The organism is Variovorax nitratireducens (genome assembly GCF_051216545.1).
In the GTDB taxonomy this organism is placed as follows: Bacteria; Pseudomonadota; Gammaproteobacteria; order Burkholderiales; family Burkholderiaceae_C; genus Variovorax.
The window spans coordinates 345,398-365,430 of the sequence record NZ_JBPJZO010000002.1 but is presented as its reverse complement, the minus strand read 5'-3'; the positions used below and the strand labels follow the sequence as shown (position 1 = coordinate 365,430).

General features: G+C 67.1%; 18 protein-coding genes. 2 read left to right on the top strand and 16 right to left on the bottom strand.

Going from position 1 to position 20,033, the window contains the following annotated elements:
- Positions 1 to 20: 20 nt before the first annotated feature.
- From ACSFA8_RS07060 to ACSFA8_RS07015, 10 genes are all read right to left on the bottom strand, one after another.
- Positions 21 to 752: an aspartate/glutamate racemase family protein gene (locus tag ACSFA8_RS07060; protein WP_435478789.1), complete on the bottom strand. Its 732-nt coding sequence runs from the start codon at positions 750 to 752 to the stop codon at positions 21 to 23.
- Positions 753 to 759: 7 nt separating this feature from the next.
- Positions 760 to 1,653 carry an ABC transporter permease gene (locus tag ACSFA8_RS07055; protein WP_435478788.1) on the bottom strand — a complete coding sequence of 298 codons (894 nt, stop codon included), beginning with the start codon at positions 1,651 to 1,653 and terminating at the stop codon, positions 760 to 762.
- A gap of 400 nt (positions 1,654 to 2,053) precedes the next feature.
- Positions 2,054 to 2,971 carry an ABC transporter permease gene (locus ACSFA8_RS07050; RefSeq protein WP_435478787.1) on the bottom strand — a complete coding sequence of 306 codons (918 nt, stop codon included), beginning with the start codon at positions 2,969 to 2,971 and terminating at the stop codon, positions 2,054 to 2,056.
- 154 nt (positions 2,972 to 3,125) lie between these two features.
- Positions 3,126 to 4,406, bottom strand: a complete 1,281-nt coding sequence (locus ACSFA8_RS07045) for an ABC transporter substrate-binding protein (protein WP_435478786.1) — start codon at positions 4,404 to 4,406, stop codon at positions 3,126 to 3,128.
- Between the two features lie 63 nt (positions 4,407 to 4,469).
- Positions 4,470 to 5,567, bottom strand: a complete 1,098-nt coding sequence (locus tag ACSFA8_RS07040) for an ABC transporter ATP-binding protein (protein ID WP_435478785.1) — start codon at positions 5,565 to 5,567, stop codon at positions 4,470 to 4,472.
- Positions 5,568 to 5,627: 60 nt separating this feature from the next.
- Positions 5,628 to 6,371, bottom strand: coding sequence for a GNAT family N-acetyltransferase (locus tag ACSFA8_RS07035; RefSeq protein WP_435478784.1), 744 nt, complete (start codon positions 6,369 to 6,371; stop codon positions 5,628 to 5,630).
- Between the two features lie 3 nt (positions 6,372 to 6,374).
- Positions 6,375 to 7,631, bottom strand: a complete 1,257-nt coding sequence (locus ACSFA8_RS07030; RefSeq protein ID WP_435478783.1) for a biosynthetic peptidoglycan transglycosylase — start codon at positions 7,629 to 7,631, stop codon at positions 6,375 to 6,377.
- Positions 7,632 to 7,641: 10 nt separating this feature from the next.
- Positions 7,642 to 8,226: a hypothetical protein gene (locus ACSFA8_RS07025; protein ID WP_435478782.1), complete on the bottom strand. Its 585-nt coding sequence runs from the start codon at positions 8,224 to 8,226 to the stop codon at positions 7,642 to 7,644.
- The gene (xrtQ, locus tag ACSFA8_RS07020) at positions 8,207 to 9,100 is read right to left on the bottom strand and encodes an exosortase Q (protein ID WP_435478781.1); all 894 of its coding nucleotides are present in this window, start codon (positions 9,098 to 9,100) and stop codon (positions 8,207 to 8,209) included. The genes ACSFA8_RS07025 and xrtQ overlap by 20 nt, the downstream gene beginning before the upstream one ends.
- A 15-nt stretch (positions 9,101 to 9,115) precedes the next feature.
- A complete protein-coding gene (locus ACSFA8_RS07015) occupies positions 9,116 to 11,191 on the bottom strand; it encodes a VIT and vWA domain-containing protein (protein ID WP_435478780.1) in 2,076 nt (691 codons plus the stop codon).
- 194 nt (positions 11,192 to 11,385) lie between these two features.
- On the opposite strand from ACSFA8_RS07015, the gene creD reads away from it, so the two are divergent.
- Complete coding sequence (gene creD / locus ACSFA8_RS07010) at positions 11,386 to 12,822, top strand: cell envelope integrity protein CreD (RefSeq protein WP_435478779.1); 1,437 nt, start codon at positions 11,386 to 11,388, stop codon at positions 12,820 to 12,822.
- Between the two features lie 13 nt (positions 12,823 to 12,835).
- The gene (locus ACSFA8_RS07005; RefSeq protein ID WP_435478778.1) at positions 12,836 to 15,211 is read left to right on the top strand and encodes a penicillin-binding protein 1A; all 2,376 of its coding nucleotides are present in this window, start codon (positions 12,836 to 12,838) and stop codon (positions 15,209 to 15,211) included.
- Here ACSFA8_RS07005 and creC read toward each other — a convergent pair whose 3' ends face one another.
- The 6 genes from creC to ACSFA8_RS06975 form a co-directional block, all read right to left on the bottom strand.
- Positions 15,212 to 16,651 carry a two-component system sensor histidine kinase CreC gene (gene creC, locus ACSFA8_RS07000; protein WP_435478777.1) on the bottom strand — a complete coding sequence of 480 codons (1,440 nt, stop codon included), beginning with the start codon at positions 16,649 to 16,651 and terminating at the stop codon, positions 15,212 to 15,214. It lies immediately after the preceding gene.
- Between the two features lie 4 nt (positions 16,652 to 16,655).
- The gene (creB, locus tag ACSFA8_RS06995) at positions 16,656 to 17,396 is read right to left on the bottom strand and encodes a two-component system response regulator CreB (protein WP_435478776.1); all 741 of its coding nucleotides are present in this window, start codon (positions 17,394 to 17,396) and stop codon (positions 16,656 to 16,658) included.
- Between the two features lie 42 nt (positions 17,397 to 17,438).
- The gene (locus ACSFA8_RS06990; RefSeq protein ID WP_435478775.1) at positions 17,439 to 18,212 is read right to left on the bottom strand and encodes a methyltransferase, TIGR04325 family; all 774 of its coding nucleotides are present in this window, start codon (positions 18,210 to 18,212) and stop codon (positions 17,439 to 17,441) included.
- Positions 18,213 to 18,225: 13 nt separating this feature from the next.
- Complete coding sequence (locus ACSFA8_RS06985) at positions 18,226 to 19,272, bottom strand: cupin-like domain-containing protein (protein WP_435478774.1); 1,047 nt, start codon at positions 19,270 to 19,272, stop codon at positions 18,226 to 18,228.
- 84 nt (positions 19,273 to 19,356) lie between these two features.
- Positions 19,357 to 19,755, bottom strand: coding sequence for a Cu(I)-responsive transcriptional regulator (cueR, locus tag ACSFA8_RS06980; RefSeq protein WP_435478773.1), 399 nt, complete (start codon positions 19,753 to 19,755; stop codon positions 19,357 to 19,359).
- Positions 19,755 to 19,949 (bottom strand): heavy-metal-associated domain-containing protein, encoded by a 195-nt coding sequence (locus ACSFA8_RS06975; RefSeq protein WP_286540512.1) that lies wholly within the window; start codon positions 19,947 to 19,949, stop codon positions 19,755 to 19,757. Before ACSFA8_RS06975 ends, cueR begins: the two co-directional genes overlap by 1 nt.
- Positions 19,950 to 20,033 lie beyond the last annotated feature (84 nt).

The window sequence follows — 20,033 nt, the reverse complement described above, 5'->3', positions numbered from 1 at the left end:
GATGTCCGGTCTGTGGTTGGTCAGGGCAGCGCGGCCATCTCCCAGGAGACGTTTTCCCAGGCGACGCCGAAGCCGCTGTCGCCAGCCTCGCGCCGGGTGCCGCGCACCGCCTCGAGCGCCCACTGCACGCCGGCTTGGACGCTGTCGATCAATGGCACCGGCACGTCGCCCGCAATGTCGGCCGCCATGCCCGCGAGCCCGGCGCCGCCAAGGATCACGGCCTGCACCTTGAAGCGCTCGGCCGCATCGCGGCAGGCCTGCGCCAGCAGCTTGCGCGCGCCGACCGGGTCGGCTGCGAGTTCGGCACCGGTCGGTGCCACCGTGTGGATACCGGCCAGCGTTTGCGTGTGGCCGAGCGCGCCGGCCAGGCGCGACAGCATCGGCCGCCAGCGCTCGCCGCCGGTCACGATGGCAAAACTCCCATGCCAGGCCGCCGCCGCAAAAGCCGCCTCGGCCAGACCGGTGACCGGCACACCCGCGCCTTCGCGCAGCGCGAACAGGCCGGGGTCGCCGAAGCAGCCGATCAGCACCGCGTCGGGCTTCGGCCGCTGCGTGAGCGCGACGGCCCAGGCGTCGAGCACCGTGTGGTTGGCCACCGCGTAGCTTGCTTCGGACGAGATGTAGGGCGCGCCGAAGCGGGCGGTGAGGGTGTGCACCTCGAGCGCGCTGCCGGCTTCCTTTTGCACATGCTGCTGCAGCAGCGCACTGACTGCGGTCGAAGTGTTGGGGTTGATGACGAGCAGCGAAGGCATTGCGCGCTCAGTGCGTCTTCTGGGTGGAGCGGCGGCGCAGCAGCGCGGCGGTGCCGAGCGCGACCGCCATCACGCCGAACGAGACGATGGTCGTCACCGTGCCGAGCGCGTAGATCGACGGCGTGGTAACGGTCGACGTGAGGCCCTGCAGTTCGAGCGGCAGGGTGTTGACGTCGCCGATGGCCTGCGAGGTGCGCGCGATCTCGTCCCAGCTCAAGGTGAAGCCGAACATGCCGATGCCGATGATCGACGGCCCGATCAGCGGCAGCACCACGTGGCGAAAGGCCTGCCAGGGCGTGGCGCCGAGGTCGCGTGCGGCTTCTTCGTAAGCCGGGTTGAAGCGGTTGAACACCGCGAACATGATCAGGAGGCCAAATGGCAGCGTCCAGGTCAGGTGCGCGCCGAGCGCGGAGGTGAGCAGGCCGAGCGCGGTGCCGTAGTTCTCCAGCGTGCCGGTCGCGTCCATGGCGGTCAGCATTTCCTTGATGCCGGTGTCGAGCAGGCGGAACTGCAGCCCGATGCCGAGCGACACGATGATGGACGGCATGATGAGGCTGGCGACGGTGATGAAGAACAGCGCGTTGCCGCCCTTGAGTTTCTTGCGGAACGCGAGGCCGGCCAGCACCGACAGCACCACGGTGAACAGCATCACCACGGCGCCGAGCATCAGCGAGCGGCGAAATGCCGCGCCGATGTCGACGGTGCCGAGGCCCTCGGCGAGCTTGTGGAACCAGTGCAGCGACATGCCGCGCAGCGGAAACGTGAGGCCGCCTTCCGGGCCCTGGAAGCTGAGCACGAAGATCGTGATCATCGGGCCGTAGAGGAACAGCACGAACAGTGCGAAGACGATGGCAAGGGGCCAGAAGCCGGCGGCGCGTTGTTCACCGATGCGTTGGCTCATCCTTGTTGCTCCGCTGTTGCGCGTTGCTGCCAGTAGGCTGCGTTCGGGGCGGGGGCGGGGGCGGGGGCAGGGGCGCTTGGGGCGCGGGGGGTCAGGGCGCGTGCCGAGGACACCGGGTACCTCCCTCCGCGAATGTCCCCCGGCTTCGCCTCCTCCTTTATTTCGCTGCGGGAGGCACCCGATGCCCTCGGCACGGGTAGCGCTGCGCCAGTTCCGTCGATGAACCACCGCTCTGCCGGATCACGTCGATGGTGTGCTCTGCGCAGCGAAATAAAGGAGGAGGCCGAAGGCCGGGGGACATTCGCGGAGCAGAGTACGCCGTCGGCCTGATCCCGCCCCGAGCCACCCCAGCGACCGAAACCACGCAACCCGCATCGCATCGAAAGGCCAGGTTTCATCCTCAGAGCTCCTTGCGAATGTCGACGAGCCGCGTCAGACCCCAGATGATCATCAGCACCACCGCCAGCAGAATCATCGCGTTGGCCGCGGCCAGGGGAAACTGCAGGTACGAGGTCTGCACCTGGATGATCTTGCCGATCGACGCGATCTGCTGGCCGCCCATCACGCCGATGGTGACGAAGTCGCCCATGACGATGGTGATGACGAAAATCGAGCCGATCAGGATGCCGGTGCGCGACAGCGGCACGATCACGTTCCACAGCGTCTGCCAGCCGGTGGCGCCCGAGTCGCTGGCCGCTTCGAGCAGCGAGCGGTCGATGCGCATCATTGAATTGAAGATCGGCACGATCATGAACATCGTGTACAGATGCACGAAGGCCAGCACCACCGAGAAGTCGGAGAACAGCAACCACTCGACCGGCTCGTGCACCATGCCCATGCCCATCAGCCCCTGGTTGACCAGCCCGTTGCGGCCCAGCAGCGGCACCCACGAGATCATGCGGATCACGTTGGATGTCCAGAACGGCACGGTGCACAGCACGAACAGCACGGTCTGCATGCCCGGCGACCGTACATGGAACGCAAGAAAGTACGCGACCGAAAACCCGATCAGGAGCGTGATGCCCCAGACCAGCAGGCAGAACTTGAGCGTGCTGATGTAGGTGCTCAGCGTGACGCAGAAATCACCGTTGTCGGTGAGCTGCGAACAGCCCTCGAAGATGCTCAGGTAGTTGCGCAGCGTGACGGCCGGAATCAGCTCGTACTCGTTGAAGTTCCACAGGCTGACCATCGCGATCAGCGCCAGCGGAATCAGGAAAAAAAGCAGGAACACCAGCGCAAACGGCGCCGCCTGCCACCACGCCTTCACGGCGTGGGTGGGCATGGAGGCGGCGTGGCCGGATGTCGCAGGTGCACTCATGAATCAAGGGTGAAGGTCTATTTATTCCCAGAGGCGAGCAAAGCGAAGCCCCTTCGTGAGACACCGCGGAACCGGCTTTGCCGGGCCGCTGGTGTCGCCCCCGGCAGGGGGTGGGAGTCGCGACACGAAGTGCGCAGCGACCTGGGGGCGAGCTCTATGCCGCGACGAATTCGTTCCACTTTTTGACCATGTACTCGTTCTCGTCCATCACAGCGTTCCAGCATGCGATGCCGCCCATGCGCTGCTCGTAGCTGCCGCCGTCGCGCACCGCACCGGTTTTGGCCAGCACATCGCCGTTCGGGCTCTTGATGTCCTGTGCGGCGGCCTTGCCTTCCATCCAGTAGGCCCACTCGTAGGCTTCCATCTTGGCCTTGGCGGTTTCGAGCACGGCGCTGTAGTAGCCCTGGCGATTTAGGTACGCACCGGCCCAGCCGTCGAGGAACCAGTTGATGAATTCGTAGGCGCCATCGAGCTTCTTGCCCGACAGCGTGGCCGGCAGGCCGAAGCCGGCGGCCCAGGCGCGGTAGCCTTCCTTGAGCGGCTGGAAGTTGCAGGCGATGCCCTTGGTGCGCACGGCAGTCACGGCCGGGCTCCACATCGACTGGATCACCACTTCGCCGGACGCCATCAGGTTGACCGACTCGTTGAAGTCTTTCCACAGCGCGCGGAACTGGCCGGCCTTCTTGGCTTCGATCAGGGTCTTGATCGTCAGGTCGATCTCGGCCTTGGTCATGTTGCCCTTGTCCTTGTACTTGTGGATGCCCTTGGCCTCCACCACCATCGCGGCGTCCATGATGCCGATCGAGGGGATGTTCAGGATCGCGGCCTTGCCCTTGAACTCGGGGTTCAGCAGTTCGGCCCAGGAGCTGATGGGGCGCTTGATCAGATCCGGGCGAATGCCCAGGGTGTCGGCGTTGTAGACCGTCGGGATCAGCGACATGAACTGCGTCGGCGTGGCCGAGAACTTCTTGGACTTTTCGCCTTCGAGGTAGATCACCTTCTTGGGGGCCGTGCCCTGGTCGCCAACCGCCTTGCCCGCCACTTCACCCTTGGTGAACAGCGAGGTGATCTTGTCGGCGTTCTTGATCTTCTTGGTGTCGATGCCCTTCAGGTTGCCGGTCGGCACGATCTTCTTGAGCGAGAAGAACTCGGTGTCGATCAGGTCGAAGCTGTTGGGTGCGGTGACGGCGCGCTTGGTCACGTCGTCGGTGGTCACGGCCACGTACTGGATCTCGATGCCGGTGTCGGCCTTGAACTTGTCGCCGATCGCCTTGTCCTGGTTGACTGCGGTGCCGAGGTAGCGCAGCACGATCTTCTCTTGCGCGTGGACGAAGGGCGCCATGCCCGTGGCCAGGATGCCGGCCATGCCGGTTGTGCCTTGCAGCAGGGCACGGCGCTTGATGCCGTTGGCGGAAGAGTCGATCGGTTCGGACATGAGGAGGCCTCCAGAGTTGGTGATGAGGGGTGAGCGCGGTGAAAAAAAACGAAGAAGAAAAGCTCAGGCGGCGACGGCAGCGAGCTCGTCGCGGTGCCCGCGGCCTCGTGCGGAGGGCGTGCTGCGCTGCGCCGGCCGCTTGACGCCGGGGCCGAGCACGCGCGCGTCGGCCGCATCCCACGACAGGCGCACCTGCTCGCCCGCCGCGTAGGGACGGGCCAGGAAAGCAGCCTCGTTGAGCAGCACTGACACGCCCTTGCGGCCGGCCGCGGCTTCGGTCACTTCAAGGCCCATCAGCACGTAGGTGCCCTGGTACTCGACATCGGTGATTTGCGCCGCGATGCCGGCCTCGTCGGGGCCGCCGACGCGCATGTGGTCGTTGCGCACCGCGATGGGGCCGGTGGGGGTGTCGATCACGTTGTGGCCGCCCATGAAGCGCGCCACGAACTCGCTGGCCGGATGGTTGTAGACCATGTGCGGCGAGCCGACCTGCTCGATCAGGCCGTGGTTCATGACCACCATGGTGTCGGCCAGCGCCATCGCTTCTTCCTGCGAGTGCGTGACGTGGATGAAGGTGAGGCCCAGCTCCTTCTGCCAGCGACGCAGCTCGGCGCGCATCTGGATGCGCAGGAAGGGGTCGAGCGCCGACAGCGGCTCGTCGAGCAGCAGCACGCGCGGTTGGGTGATGAGCGCCCGCGCCAGCGCCACGCGCTGCTGCTGGCCGCCCGACAGTTCGGCCGGCTTGCGTTCGGCCAGATGGCCCATGGCCACGCGTTCGAGCAGGTCGCCCGCGCGCTTGTGGCGCTCGGCCTTGCCGACGCCTTTCATCTTGAGGCTGAACGCGACGTTGTCGAGCGCCGACAGGTGCGGGAACAGCGCAAAGCTCTGGAACATCATGGCCGTGCCGCGCGCAGCGGCCGGCAGGTTGGTGATGTTGCGGTTGTCGAGCAGGATGTCGCCGACGGACACCGACTCGTGCCCCGCGATCATGCGCAGCGTGGTGCTCTTGCCGCAGCCCGACGGCCCCAGCAGGCAACAGTAGCTGCCGCTCTCGATGCGCAGGTCGATCTGGTCCACCGCGGCGGGTGTACCCGCGGCGTAGCGCTTTGTCAGCGCGACGATTTCAACGGCCGCAGGCGGGGGAGTGACAACAGCATCCATTGATGCCGCAATTGCAAGACATGTGCCACCCGGCACCGCACCGAATCGGTGCGACCGACGCTATGCCGGCTGCCAGTATGCGTAGCGCCAGGCCGGACCGAAGCCTGCGCGGCGGTAGAGCGAAAGCGCAGCGGCGTTGCCCGCTTCGACCTGCAGAAATACCCGCTCGACGCCCCGGGCCAGCGCCGCCTGCGCGAGTCCGGCCAGCACCCGGCCGGCCAGACCGCGGCCGCGCGCGGCCTGCTCGGTGCGCATGCCGTGCACGCTGGCCCAGCCGTGGCCGAAGGCGATCGCACCGGCCGCCACGGTGCGGCCGTCCTCGCGCACGCTGGCGAACAGCGTGCCGGACGCGCGGCTCAATGCACGCACGCGGCTGGCGCCATCGACCGGGTCGAAGCCGGGGCCGAGGAACACCGATTCCCAGCCGGCATCGGGTGCGGCGTCGAGTTCGGCCGGCGCACCGGCCGTGAGCGCCCCCATGGCCTGTGCACGGCCGAACTGCGTGACAGTGGCTTTGCAAGCGCCATAGCCGCGTTGCGCGAGCGCCTCGCGCATCGCGTCGAAACACGGCGCGTCGGGCAGGCGGAACGCGGGTGGCAGGCCGTGCGCGTGATAGCGGGCCTCGATGCGCTCGGCCAGCCCAGGCTCGGGTGTCGCATGGCGCAACGGCAGAGCGGTTTTCGCGCGGCTCACGGTGCCGCTGTCGAAAGGAAGGAGCCAGCCTTCGGGCAGCTCTTCAATGGCCTCCGGCGAGACGGCGGCGAGGGTGGCGCGTTCGATCGCCTCGATGTCGGCCGGCTCCATCGCTCAGGGCGGCGGCGCGAACCGCGCGTTGGCCACGCCTTTCAGCAGCGATTCGCGCTGGCCGCGCGTGATGCCACGAATCCCTTCGGCTACCAGCTTTGAGCGTGCCGCGTCGATGTTGCCGCTGCGCTGCCATTGCGCGATTTCGGCGCCGGGGTTGTGCAGCATCGCGGCCAGCCAGACGGCCTGCGCCGGCTCCAGCCTGGCTGCACTGCGCTTGAAGTAGCGTTTGGCCGCCGCTTCGGCGCCGCACACCCCGCTGCCCCAGGGCGCGTTGTCGAGGTAGAGCTGCAGGATGCGCGGTTTGCCGAGCGTCTGTTCCATCTCGACCGCATAGAGCAGTTCACGCAGCTTGCGTTCGCCGGTGCGCTCGCTACCGGTGACCAGCAGCTTGGTGAGTTGCTGCGTGAGCGTGCTGCCGCCGCGCTCGACCTGGCCGGCCTTCTGGTTCGCGGCAACGGCGGCGCCGAGTTCGGTCAGGTCGTAACCCGGGTGCTGGAAGAAACGCTGGTCTTCGGCCGCGATCACCGCGCGTGTGAGCCAGCTCTCGGCTGCAAGCCGCGATGGCGCGCCGCAGCTGCTGCGCGCATTGAGCATCGCCTCGGTGCCGAGCCCTTCGACCGTGAATTGCGAGATCGTCGGCTGGACCGTGAAACTGTCGGCCGGCAAGGCCAGCTGCGCGCGCAGCGCCATGGTGCCGCCGATGCGCGCGCGCTGCAGTTCGGGCAGCGCCGGCATGAACACGCCATACCACTGGGCGATCGGGGCGTCGGCCATGGTGATGTCGAGCTGCAGCGTTTTCTGCGTGAGGCGGCCGTCCCAGCGGCCACGCAGCGCGGGCGTGTCGGCGCCCGCTGCTTTGGCTTCGAGCGTGCCGTTGAGCACGACGACGTCGCGGCGAACCGTGATCAGCAGGCTCTCGACCTTGATCGGCTGGGCGCCGAATTCGGGCACGGTGGCGCTGCAGGGTGCGCAGACCAGTTCCAGCGTCTGACGGGGCGCGTTCCAGCCAAAATGCACCGGCCCGTAACGTGTGTCGAGCGTCTGGCCGTCGAGCTGCGGGGCGAACCAGGACGCGGTGGCGAGGCGGATCGCGGTTGGCACGCCGACATCGAAGCCGACTGGCCCGGCCTGCACCCGCATCGACCATTCGCCGGCCGCTGGTGCCAGCGCGATCTTCACGATCAGAACAATAGCGACGGCGACTGTGGCCACCAGCGCCAGAGCCACAAGAAGCAGGTCACGCAGAGTCTTCTTCACAAATTCTTCTTCAGAGCAGTTTCGCTGTCGTGACGGCTTGCCACGGTCCCTTCGATTGTCCGCTGGCCGCAGCCCAGTACCAGGCTGAAGTGTCGGTGAAAGAACTGCCGTCGGCGGCCTCGATGCGCTCGCATACCCTCAAGTTTGAGGGGAGGGTTTGCCCTTGGCTGCGCTTGGCCGAGAAGCAGCGCCAGAGCCGTTGCTGCGCGTCGCGCTCGAGCCGGGCCTGCTCGATGCGGTAACCCAGGGCACGGTAGCAATCCGCGGCCGGGTGCAGCATGCGGGTGGGCGACTTGACCTCGCGCAACACCAGCAGCTGGCGGCCATCGGTCATGCGCGCAATGCTGCCCGGGAACTGCTGCGCGAAGCGTTGCTCGATGGCGCTCAGCGCGAGCGGGCGCAGCGGCGCGCCGTCCCATTCGGCGGGCCATTCGTGGAAGGCGGCTGGTGCGGCTGGCGCTGCAGCAGGCCGCAGCGCCTGGGCGCTGGCCCAGAGCAGGCACAGCAGCATCGCGAGCGCGAACAGCGCCTTGTGCGCGACGCGCTGCATGAAATGGTTGGCGAACAGAAAACGTTCAAGCAGTCGTATCGACACGGCGGCCTCCAGGGATGGTGATCAGGCCGGGAATGGCCGGTGCGCGGCGCGGTGCCATGGCCCACGCGATGCCGCCGCAGACGGCGGCCAGTACCAGCAGTCCGAAGGCGTTGTGCGCCCAGGGTGCAAGCGGGCGGTCTGCGGCTTCGAAAGCCACCAGCACGCTGTTGCGCAGGATGTTGCCGGCCAGCACGAGCAGGCCGACGGCCGGCAGCCGTGCGAGGAACGCGCGGTCGCTGCGGGACGCCCACAGCGCGACCGCGCAGGCCGTGAAGTAACCGAACCACACCATCTGCACGCCGGAGCAGGGCGCATCGACGATCACGAGCCGGCCGTCCACCAGCAAGGAGGTGCCTTCGCGTGCCACGCCGAAGCCCGGCGCCAGCAGCCAGCGGCTGGCTTCGGCCGTGACCACGCGCAGCGGGTAGCCGGCGTAGAACTGCAGCGACGAGAGTAGCGGCAGCGCCAGCACTGCCAGCCCGGCGACCGGCAACGCGGCCACGCGGCGCGGCAGGAAAGCCATCAGTCCGCAGGCGAGCGCCAGTACCGCGAGCAGGCTGGCGGCGAGCGGCGGCAGGGCTATTCGCAGCAGCGTGGCTGCGAGCGTCCCGCCGGCGGCCAGCGCGAGCCAGCCGAGGCGCGGTGAGGCGCGCAGGTCGTGCCGCAATTGCCAGACCAGCAGCGCGAGCGATGCGAGTGCCAGCAGGCCGAGCGGATCGTCCGAGCCATCGCGCAGGCGTGCCGCCATCCAGAGCCAGGTGGGCGTGAGCGCCACGGCCTGCAGTGCAAGCCAGCCGGCGGCGGGTGCGCGGTCGAGGCGGATGCCCCAGTCGACCAGGCGCGGGTGGGTTTGTGCCAATGATGCAAGCGACATGTGCAGCCTTCTTCTTCAGGCAGTCAGACGGCGCGGGTCATGCCGGCGCGCGCGGCGGCGCAACATGGCCAGCATCGACAACACCACGGCGATGGCACCCAGCGTCTCGGGCTCCGGCGTGCTCGGCACCTCGGCGCCGAGCGTTGCGCCGCCAACGGCCAGCTCGCTCACGCCCTTGGGCAGGGGCGAGGGCTGATCGACGCTCGCAGCGTTTTGCGGCACCGGGTTGCGTACCACCTTGTCGACCGCGATGAAGCTGGTGTACTGCGTGAGCAGGCTGTACTTGAGGCCCAGGTCGGTGATGCGCTGCTTGAACGCGTCGCCGCCTTCCAGCGCTTCCTGGTCGCTCAAGGCGCCGATGCGATGGCGTGCCCACAGCGTGCGCAGCGCGGCCGTGTCCTGGCGCACCTTCGCGTCGATCGCGAGTTCCTGGCGGTACGGGCCGTTGGCGCTCTGGCCTTCGATGATCACGCGGCCCTTGGGCAGTCCCTCCGAGTTCGAGCGCCATTTGCCGAACACGATCACCGGGCGCTCGCCGAGCACGTCGGGCAGGGCGGTCGGCTCCACGTCGTAGACATCGAGGCCGCCGAAGGTGGCCTTCACATTGGTGAGCACCGGCGACTCGACCATGCGGCGAAAGCGCGCGGCCTGCTCGGGCGCCTGGATCGGGTCGGTGATGATGAACGGCTCGCCCATGCCGGCACGGGCCAGGCCTTCCATCAGATGCCGGTTGACCGAACTGCCGATGCCGAACGCGAACACGTTGGCTTTCGACAGGTTCTTGCGCACCAGCTCGAAGGCTTCGCGCTCGACCGTCACATAGCCGTCGCTCACCACCACCACGGTGCGCGACACGTTCTCGGGCTTGGGTTCGGCATAGACGCGCTTCAAGGCAGGAATCAGCTCGGTGCTGCCGCCGCCCTCGTACTTGTTGATGGTGGCGAGTGCCTGCTCGATGTTGGCGCGCGTGGCCGGCACCGACTTTGGCGACAGCATCTTGCTGCTGCCCGAAAACAGCAGCACGTTGAAGGTGTCGCTCGGGCGCAGCCCGCCGATCAGGCGTTCGAGCATCACCTTGGCGGTGTCGAGCGGAAAGCCGTGCATCGAGCCCGAGATGTCGACCACGAAGATGTAGTCGCGCGGCGAGATGGCGCTGGCGGCCACCGACTTGGGCGGCTCGACCATCGCGAGAAAGAAGTTCTCGTCCTGGCCCTTGTAGAGCATCAGGCCCGATTCGATCCTGTCGCCGGCAAGCCGCCAGGCGAGCACGAAGTCGCGGTTGTTGGCGGGCTCGGTGCTCGCGGCCAGTGCGATGTCGGCGTGCTGGTCGTTGTCGTCTTTCCTGACGTCGACCGCGTGCGTGGCCGAGCGAATCTCCTTGATGCCGAGTGGCGTGTCGATCGCGACCTTGAGCTTGAAGGCGGTGTCCGGCGCCACGCCGGCGCGCAGCACCGGTTGCGCAACCCACCGGGCATTGGCGTTTTCGGATTGCGGGCTGTTGTAGCGCGGGCCCACCACCGTCGGAAACACGAACTGGTAGTTGCCGCCACTGGGCACCAGCAGTTCGGTGTAGCGCAGCTCCACCTTCACGTCGTCGCCCGGCAGGATGTTGGCGACGTTCATCTGGAACACGTTGGGCAGGTGCTGTTCCAGCAGGGCGGCGGTCTTGCCTTCCTTCTTCGCCGTGTCGTATTCGATCTTCGCCTGCTGCTTCTCGCGGATCTGCGCGGTGATGAGGCGGTCGCCCAGGCGCACGTTGAGGCCGCTCACGGCCGCCTTGGTCGAACCCGGGAACACATAGCGCGCCTCGATCGGGCGCTGACCTTCGTTGCGGTAGGTCTGCGTCACGGTCACGTCGGCGATGACGCCGGAGACGCGCACGTTGACCTCCGTGCCCTTGAGCGGCAGCCGGTCGGTATCGGGCGAATCGCTCTTGACGAAGAAGTACGGGCTCTCGGTCTTCAGGCGCGGGCCGGGCGCCTCCTGCGCGCCGACCGGCCGGGCCGTGAGCAATACGAAGCAGGTGGATGCAATGCTCACGGTGGCGAGCCAGAGCCAGCGGCCGGGGCGGGGAGAAGTGGCTTGCAGCATGGGTTGTGTCCTCGGGTCGTGCGAACTTGCACGGGACTCAATGTCGCGAGCGGCTGCGAAGCCAATAGGAAGACTGCGGGAAGGCAAAACGCTTGTGTGAAGTCTGTGTGAAGCGCAGCGGTGGCAGTGCTTCATGAAGGCTTCTGCAACGGCCGCGAGCATCGGCGCTTCGAACAAACCGAAGGAGGACATCCATGTTTCAGGCGCTGAAGAATTCCATGCTGCTCAAGGTCATCGGCCTGGTGCTGCTGACCTTGTTGCTGTGCATCCCGCTGGCCGAGATCGGCTCGCTCAACCGCGAACGCGGGCGCAGCCAGCAGGAAGCGGCACAGGAGCTGGCCAGCACCTATGCCGGCAGCCAGACCGTGATCGGCCCGCTGCTGGTGGTGCCCTATGTGGAGCGCTGGAGCGAGACCCAGCGCGATAGCAAAGGCAGGGTCATCGGCAGCGTGGCGCGCAGCAAAGAGCTGACGCACATCGTGTTCCCCGAGAAGCTGAACACCGAGGGAAGCCTGACGCCGCAGGAGCGCTACCGCGGCATCTTCAAGATTCCGTTCTACACGCTCGACGCCACGTTGAGCGGCGGGTTCACCGGGTTCGATCCAGCGAGCGTTGCGCACAGCGAGGAAGACTCGAGGATCGAGTTCAAGGCGCCCTTCGTCGCGGTCAGCGTGAGCGACCTGCGTGGGCTCGACGGATCGCCCGCGCTCGACCTTGGCGGCGAGACCTTGCGCTTTGCCCAGCGCGTGCCGGGCATGGCCGCCGACGGCTGGCTCGATGGCGGCATCCACGCTCCGCTCGTGGGCAGTGCGCTCTCGGCCTGGCAGACGAAGAAGCCCCTGCCCTTTGAGCTCAAGCTGCGCCTGGTGGGTCAGGAAACGCTCTCGATGGTGCCTATCGGCGAGGAGACCACGGCGCACCTGACGTCGCCCTGGGCACACCCCAGCTTCGGTGGCCGCTTTCTGGCTTCGGAACGCACCATCACGGCACAGGGCTTCGATGCGAAGTGGCGCGTGTCCTCGCTCGTGACCTCGGCGCGGGAACAGGTGCGCGCCGGCATGGCCAGCCCGGGCCCGGCGGCCGCCGCCACGGCTGCGGCCGCCGTTGCTGTGGACACCGCACGCTATGCCGACAGTGCACGGCGCATGACCGGCCCGCTGGAAAGCTTCGATGTGTCGCTGGCCCAGCCTGTCAACGTCTATTCGATGTCGACGCGCGCCGGCAAGTACGGTGCGCTGTTCATCGGGCTGGTGGTCATGGCCGCCTTCATGTTCGAACTTTTCCGCAAGCTGCGACTCCATCCGGTGCAATATGGCCTGGTCGGCCTGTCGATCGCGCTGTTCTTTCTGTTACTGCTGGCGCTCTCGGAAAAGCTAAGGTTCCCGGTTGCCTACGCTGGTGCGGCCGGCGCCAGCGTGTTGCTGCTCGCGGCCTACTTCAGCGCCGTGCTCGGTGGCTGGCAACGCGGCGTGTCTTTCGGTGCCTATGTGGCGGTGCTGTACGGTGCGCTCTATGGACTGCTGGCATCGGAGAGCAATGCCCTCTTGCTCGGCGCGTTGCTGATCTTCGGCATGCTGGCCACGCTGATGCTCGCGACCCGCAAGGTCGACTGGTATGCGCTGGCGAATTGATAGCTCCCTCCTCATGAAAAAACTCTTCTTCATCCCCAAACCCGCTTCGCGACCCATGCGTGTCCTCTGGTGGGGCGGTGCCGTGCTGGCGTCCGGCGCGCTCGCGACGCTGTGCGTGGTCGGCCTGGCCGTGGCGGTGATCACGCCCAAGTTGCCGGATGTGTCCGAGCTGTCCGACTACCGCCCGAAGTTGCCGCTGCGCGTGTATTCGGCCGAGGGCGTTCTGATCGGCGAGTTCGGCGAGGAGCGCCGCAGCTTCGTGCCGATCGCGGCCGTGCCCAAGGTATTGAAGGACGCAGTGCTTGCCGTCGAAGACGCGCGTTTCTACGAGCACGGTGGCCTCGACTACAAGGGGCTCGCGCGTGCGGTGCTGGTCAACTTGCGGCATGGCGTGAGCCAGGGCGCCTCCACGATCACGCAGCAGGTGGCGCGCAACGTCTATCTCAGTTCCGAGAGAACCCTGACGCGCAAGACCTACGAAGCATTGCTGGCGTTCAGGCTTGAGCGCGAGCTGACCAAAGACCAGATCCTCGAGATCTACCTGAACCAGATCTACCTCGGCAACCGCTCCTATGGTTTTGCGGCGGCGTCGGAGGCGTATTTCGGCAAGCCGTTGCAGGACCTCACGGCCGCCGAAGCGGCGATGCTGGCCGGCCTGCCCAAGGCGCCGCGCAGCGGCAATCCGCTGAGCAACCCGCGTCGTGCGCGCGACCGCCAGCTGCATGTGATCGGCCGCATGCAGGCCACCGGCGTGTTGACGGCCGAACAAGCCGATGCAGCCAGGGCCGAGCCCTTGCGTCTGCGCGATGCGGCCGACCCGAAGCGCCTGCATGCCGAGTACGTGGCCGAGACGGTGCGCCGCCTGATGGTCGAGAAGTACGGCGACAGCACCTACACGCGCGGCCTCAAGGTCTACACCACGCTGGTGGCCGCCGACCAGGCGGCGGCCTACAAATCGTTGCGCAAGGGGATCATGGATTACGAGCGGCGCCAGCCCTACCGCGGCCCCGAGAAGTACGTCGACCTGCCGGCCGACCCGACGCCGACGGCGCTGGACGAAGCGGTCGACGACGCGCTGGCCGATCATCCGGACAACGGCGACGTGATTGCGGCCGTGGTGCTGACGGCAGGCCCGAAGGAAGTGACCGCGGTGCGCGCGAACGGCGACACGCTGCAGATCACGGGCGAAGGGCTTCGACCGGTGCAAACGGGCCTGTCGGAGAAGGCGGCGCCGAACGTCCGGATCCGGCGCGGTGCCGTGGTTCGCGTCGCGAAGACGGCGAAGGGCGGCTGGGAGATCACGCAACTGCCGGAGGTCGAGGGCGCCTTCGTCGCGGTCGATCCGCGCAACGGCACGGTGCGCGCACTGGTCGGCGGCTTCGACTTCGACAAGAACAAGTTCAACCACGTCACGCAGGCCTGGCGCCAGCCGGGCTCGAGCTTCAAGCCCTTCATCTACTCGGCCGCGCTGGAAAAAGGCTTCACGCCCGGCACCGTGATCAACGATGCGCCGCTGTTCTTCGACGGCAGCACCACCGGCGGCACACCCTGGGAGCCGAAGAACTACGACGGCACCTTCGATGGCCCGATGACGATGCGGCATGCGCTCGAGCAGTCGAAGAACATGGTGTCGATCCGGTTGCTGCAGTCGATCGGCACCCAGTACGCGCAGGACTGGATCACCCGCTTCGGCTTCACGGCCGAGAAGCACCCGGCCTACTTGCCGATGGCGCTCGGCTCCGGCTCGGTCACGCCGATGCAGATGGCCACCGCCTACGCGGTGTTCGCCAACGGCGGCTACCGCGTGAGCCCGCACCTGGTGACGCGCGTCACCGACCACAAGGATCAGGTGCTGGTCGACACCCCGCCGCCGCCGCTCGACGAAAGCATGCGCGCCATTCCTGCGCGCAACGCGTTCGTGATGGACACGCTGTTGAACAGCGTGGTGAAGAACGGCACCGGCCGCAAGGCCTGGACGACGCTGCGGCGCGACGACATCTACGGCAAGACCGGCACTACCAACGACTCGATCGACACCTGGTTTGCCGGCTTCCAGCCGACGCTGGTTGGCATCGCGTGGATCGGCTACGACACGCCGCGCCAGCTCGGCGTGCGCGGCGAAACCGGCGGCAGCCTGAGCTTGCCGGTGTGGACAGGCTTCATGGACACCGCGCTCAAGGGCGTGCCGGTGGCCGCGCTGAAGGCGCCCGACGGCGTGGCGCAGGTGGACGGCGAGTGGTACTTCGACGACTTCACGCCGGGCCACGGTATCGCAACCCTGGGGATCGACGTGGCCGAGCCGCAACCTGCCGAAGCGCTGGCCCCCGAACAGGTGGCACCGGCGCCGCCGCCGGAGGAGCGCAACCGGATCCTGGAGTGGTTCCGCTAGTCAGTCGTGCGCCGCCAGCGGCAGCGTCAGAGTCGCCAGCGCCCCGCCGCCGGGCCCGTTGACCAGCTCGACGCGGCCGCGGTGCAGGTTCGCAATCTCTTTCACGAACGCGAGGCCGAGGCCGGTGCTTTTCTTCTGGTTGTGCGGGCGCGCCAGTGAATAGAACTTCTCGAACACCTTGTCCTTGGCGTAGTCGGGAATGCCCTGGCCGCGGTCGCGCACCGTGATGCGGGCCAGGCGTGCGGTGGCCTGCAGCGTAAGCACCACCTCGCGGCCGGCCGGCGAGAAGTCGATCGCGTTGTCGAGCAGGTTGCTCACCGCGCGGCGCACCAGGAAAGGGTCGCCTTCGGTCGTTGCCTGCGCATCGATGGCCACGCGCAGCCCGACGTTGCGTGCCGACGCGGCGGGGCGGGCGCCGGCCGCGATGTCCTGCAGCAGCGGCGCCAGCGCGACCGGCTCGGTGCGGTCCAGCGCGCGCCGCGTTTCGAGCGCGGTGAGTTCCATCATGCGGTCCACGATCTCCTGGATGCGCTGCGTCTCGCGCGTGATGTTGACCAGGAAGTGCTCACGCTCGGCCTGCGGCATCGAGGGCTCCTGCAGCAGTTCGGCCGCGCCGCGGATGGCTGAGAGCGGGCTCTTCACTTCGTGCGTGAAGGTCTGCACATAGTCGGCCACGTAGTTGCGGCCGGTGAGCGTGTCGCGCATTTCGCCGAAGCTGCTGCGCAGTGCATCGAGCGCGCGGCGCGCCATGCGCGGCACGCTCAGGCGCGGCTGGCTGCGCACCCAGCCCCAGTAGTCCGAAATCAGCCCGAACGGCCGCACCAGCCAGACCGACACGATGAGGGCCAACACCAGCAGCGCGAAGGCCGAGCCGACACCGACCCACAGCGTGCGGGCGCGGGCGTCTTCGACGAACTGGCCGAAGCTCTGCACCGGCTTGCCGACGCTGACCACGCCGACGATCTCGTCGTTCCAGCGGATCGGCGCGCTCACATACATCACCGAGGTGCGCGGGTCGCTTTCGACATCGCGCGAGGTGCGTGCGCCGTACACGCCGGCCAGCGTGCGGCTGACGTCGCTCCACTTGGAAAAGTCAGCACCGTTCTGGCGGCCGGTCGAGTCGAACATCACGCGGCCGCTGCGGTCGGTCACGTACACGCGCAGCTCGACCCGGCGCTTGTGCAGGTTGTAGATCTGGGCCGAGAACTCGCGGGCGTAAACCGACTGGAACAGCGGCTCGAGCCGGGCCGTGTTGAGCGCGCCGGCGATCACGTCCTGCTCGATCAGGCTGGCCATGAGCTGCGAGGTTTCGACCAGCGATTCTTCGGCCGACTCGCGGTAGCGCGGGTCGATGTCGCCGACCACCCGGTAAAGCAGGAACGCGATGCCCGCCGTGTAGATCAGCAGGATGCCGATGAAGATGCGGGTTCTGCGGCTCACGGGCTCAGGGCGTGGCCGGCAGTTCTTCGTTCAGCGCATAACCGGTGCCGCGCAGCGTGCGGATCGGCTCGACCTCGGGCGCAATCGTCTTGAGCTTGGCACGCAATGTCTTGATGTGCGCGTCGACGGTGCGGTCGAAACTTTCGCTCGCGTCGTCCCACACCAGCTGCAGCAACTCGTCGCGCGTGAACACGCGGCCGGGGCGCTGTACCAGCAGGCGCAGCAGCCCGTATTCGTAGCGCGACAGATCCAGCGCGCGGCCGTAGTAGCGGATCTGCATGCGCTCGACATCGAGTGCGAAGGGCTGCGGGCTGGCTGCCGCCGGCGGGGTCGGCATGGCAGCGGGTGCCGGGGCCTGGCCGCGTCCGCTGCGGCGCAGGATGGTGCGAACGCGCGCCACCAGCTCGCGCGGCGAGAAGGGCTTGGCGATGTAGTCGTCGGCACCGAGTTCGAGGCCGACCACGCGGTCGATCTCGTCGCTGCGCGCGGTGAGAAAGATCATCGGCACCTGCGCGCCACCCGGCAGCGCGTGCAGGCGCTTGAAGAGTTCGAAGCCGTTGAGGTCGGGCAGCCCGACATCGAGAATGGCCAGGGCCGGTGGCTCCAGCGCGAACTGTGCCAGCGCCTCTTCTGCCGTGGCGCACCACACGGGCGTGAAGCCGTCGCTCTTGAGCACGTACTGCAGTGTGTCGGCAATGCCGGACTCGTCTTCGGCGATCAGGATGCGGGGGTTCGGCGACGGCATGGCGCGAATGGTAGCGGCTCGCGCCGCGCCGGCCTGCTTTGACTACAGCAGGTCGAAGCAGCAGCCGGCGTAGTAGACGCTGTCGCCGCCTTCGACGAAGGGCACGTCGATCGGCTTGCCTTCGTTGCGCCAGGCGTCACGGCGCTTGTAGCCGGCGTTGGTGAGCTGGGCGATCAGGTCGTCGTAGCGCTGGATGCGGTAGGGGCTGAAGCCGAAGCCGAGGCTGTGCACCGTGAAGATCGCGCGATCGGCATGCACCGCGGTGGTGTTGAGGATGATGCGCTTGGGCTTGACCGCCAGCGCATCGATCACCTGGGCCAGCGTTTCCGGCATGAACTGCAGGGTGCCTGCGATGAACAGCACGTCGCAGCCGCTGGCGTCCTTGTAGTCGGTCGTGAAATCCAGCTCCTTGCCGACACCGCGTTCGGCCGCAATCTCGCGGCCGGCCTGCACCACGCCGGGCACGTCGCAGACCGTCCAGCGCAGGTCGGGCGGGTAGTTGAGCATGCGGCGGAACGCATGGAATTTGATGCCCGCGTGGCCACCGAGGTCGAACACGCTGCGCATGCCGTCCTCGAGCGAGCGGCCGAGCCAGAACAGACCCGGGTAGTCGAAAAAGAAGACTTGCTGGCTGTAGAGCTTGCGCGCTTCCTCGGCGTTGTCGAAGCCCAGCGGCTTGCAGGTGGGCGCGGCCGCCGCGGCAGCCTCGAAGCTCGGGTAGGAGCCCATGAAAAGGTGCTCGTCGACGTTGTCGATGAACTTGCGGCGATACGCCGCTTCGCGCATCTTGCGCACGGGCGGCAGTTGATCCAGCATGGGTGGGAGGTACTCAGTTCGTGGGAATGCGGATGCGCAGCTGGCGACGCGACGGCTCGGGTGCCACTTCGGCCGATACCGGCGCCAGCAAGCCCGGCAGCACCAGCGCGCGGGCCAGCGCGGGGGAGTTGTGCTGCAGGCGCTCCATCGCGTCGAGCAGGCGGCCGGCGGTCTTGAGGTAGGTGCGCATCAGCCAGGCCTTGCGCGGCGCTTTCTTGGCCTCGTCGTTCGCCACTTCGTCGATATAGTCGCCCCAGTTGGAGCCGTCGAGCATGTTGGTGCAGACCGAGATCGAAGTCGACAGGGCGCGCGCCGCATGCCACCACTTGGCCGGCACGAAGATCATGTCGCCGGGCTTGAGTACGGTGCGGTATTGCGTTGCCTTGGCCAGCAACGGGTAGCGCGCCAGATCCTGCGAGACCGGATCGTCCACCATCGAGTGGTTGGGAAAGAACTTCTTCGGATACAGGTACTGCCCGTCTTCGGGCGCGTACATCACGAATTCCTTGTCGCCATAGATCTCGGTGATGGCCGCATGCGCGTTCTCGCCGTCGTAGTGCATCACCGGAAACTTGCTGCCCACGCCGCCGATCAGGAGCTTGAGGTAGCCGTCGGGCCGGCGCCATTTCTCGAGCATCAGCGGGCTCGCATAACGGCGCGCAAAGGCGAACTTGTTCTGCGGAATCACGTCGGGCAACAGCTCGGGCAGCACCTCGTGCAGGAACGAGCGATACATGTAGGGCCCGGGTTGCTCCGGGCTCGAGGCCAGCACCTGGTCGATGAACTGGTCGAACGGCATGTTGCGGTCGTAGCCGATCGCCACCGGCTGGCTGCCGAAGCGCTGCTTGAAATGCTCCGGCGTCCAGTTGCGCATCGCGGGCCAGTCGCCTGCCACGTTGGAGATCACGACTGGCCGGTTGGCGTGCATGAAGCGCGCGAGGAAATCGTCGTAACTGAGGTGCGTGCCGTCGATTCGTTCGATTGGCAGCCAGGCCGCCGGCGTGCGGCCGGTCGCAGTGGCCGGCATCGCCGAGGGCACCGGCGCGGCTTGATTTTGCATTTGCATACATTTATCTTACAAAAACCCTTGCCGGCCGGCAATGACCTTGGCATGCACAAACTGCCTATATCTCGCGTTCGACGCTCAATTGCCGGCCAGGTCCTCCAGGATCGGGCAGTCCGGCCGGCTGTCGCCGTGACAGCAATGCACCAGATGCGACAGCGTCTGGCGCATCGCCTGCATCGCGGCGATACGCTGGTCGAGCTCGGCCAAGTGCTTCCGGGCGATGGTCTTGACGCTCGAACTGGTGCGCTGGCGGTCGTGCCACAGGTTGGCCAGTTCGGCGATCTCGTCCATCGAGAAGCCGAGATCCCGGGCCCGCTTGATGAAACGCAGGCTGTGGATGTCGGCCTCGCCGTACTGCCGGTAGCCGCTCTCGGTGCGAACCACCGCAGGCAGCAGGCCGAGGCCTTCGTAGTGCCGCACCATGCGGGCCGATACGCCGGAGCGCCGGGCCGCTTCCCCGATGGCGACAGCGGACATCACGCGGCCTTGTAGCCCGCGTTCTCGATCGCGAGGATGATGTTTTCGCGCGGCTGCTGGCTCACCACGTCGACGTGGCCGGTCGGCAGGTCGACCGTGACCTGCGCCTCGGGGTCGATTTGTTGCACGGCGCGCGTGACGGCCTGCTGACAATGGCCACAGCTCATGCCGCTGACCTGGAATTTCTGGCTCATGGAAGGCTCCTTGGGTATCGAACGGCTTTCAGTCTGAACCTTGACAGCATGGCAAGGTCAAGTGGGCGGGCCTTGACCTTGCCA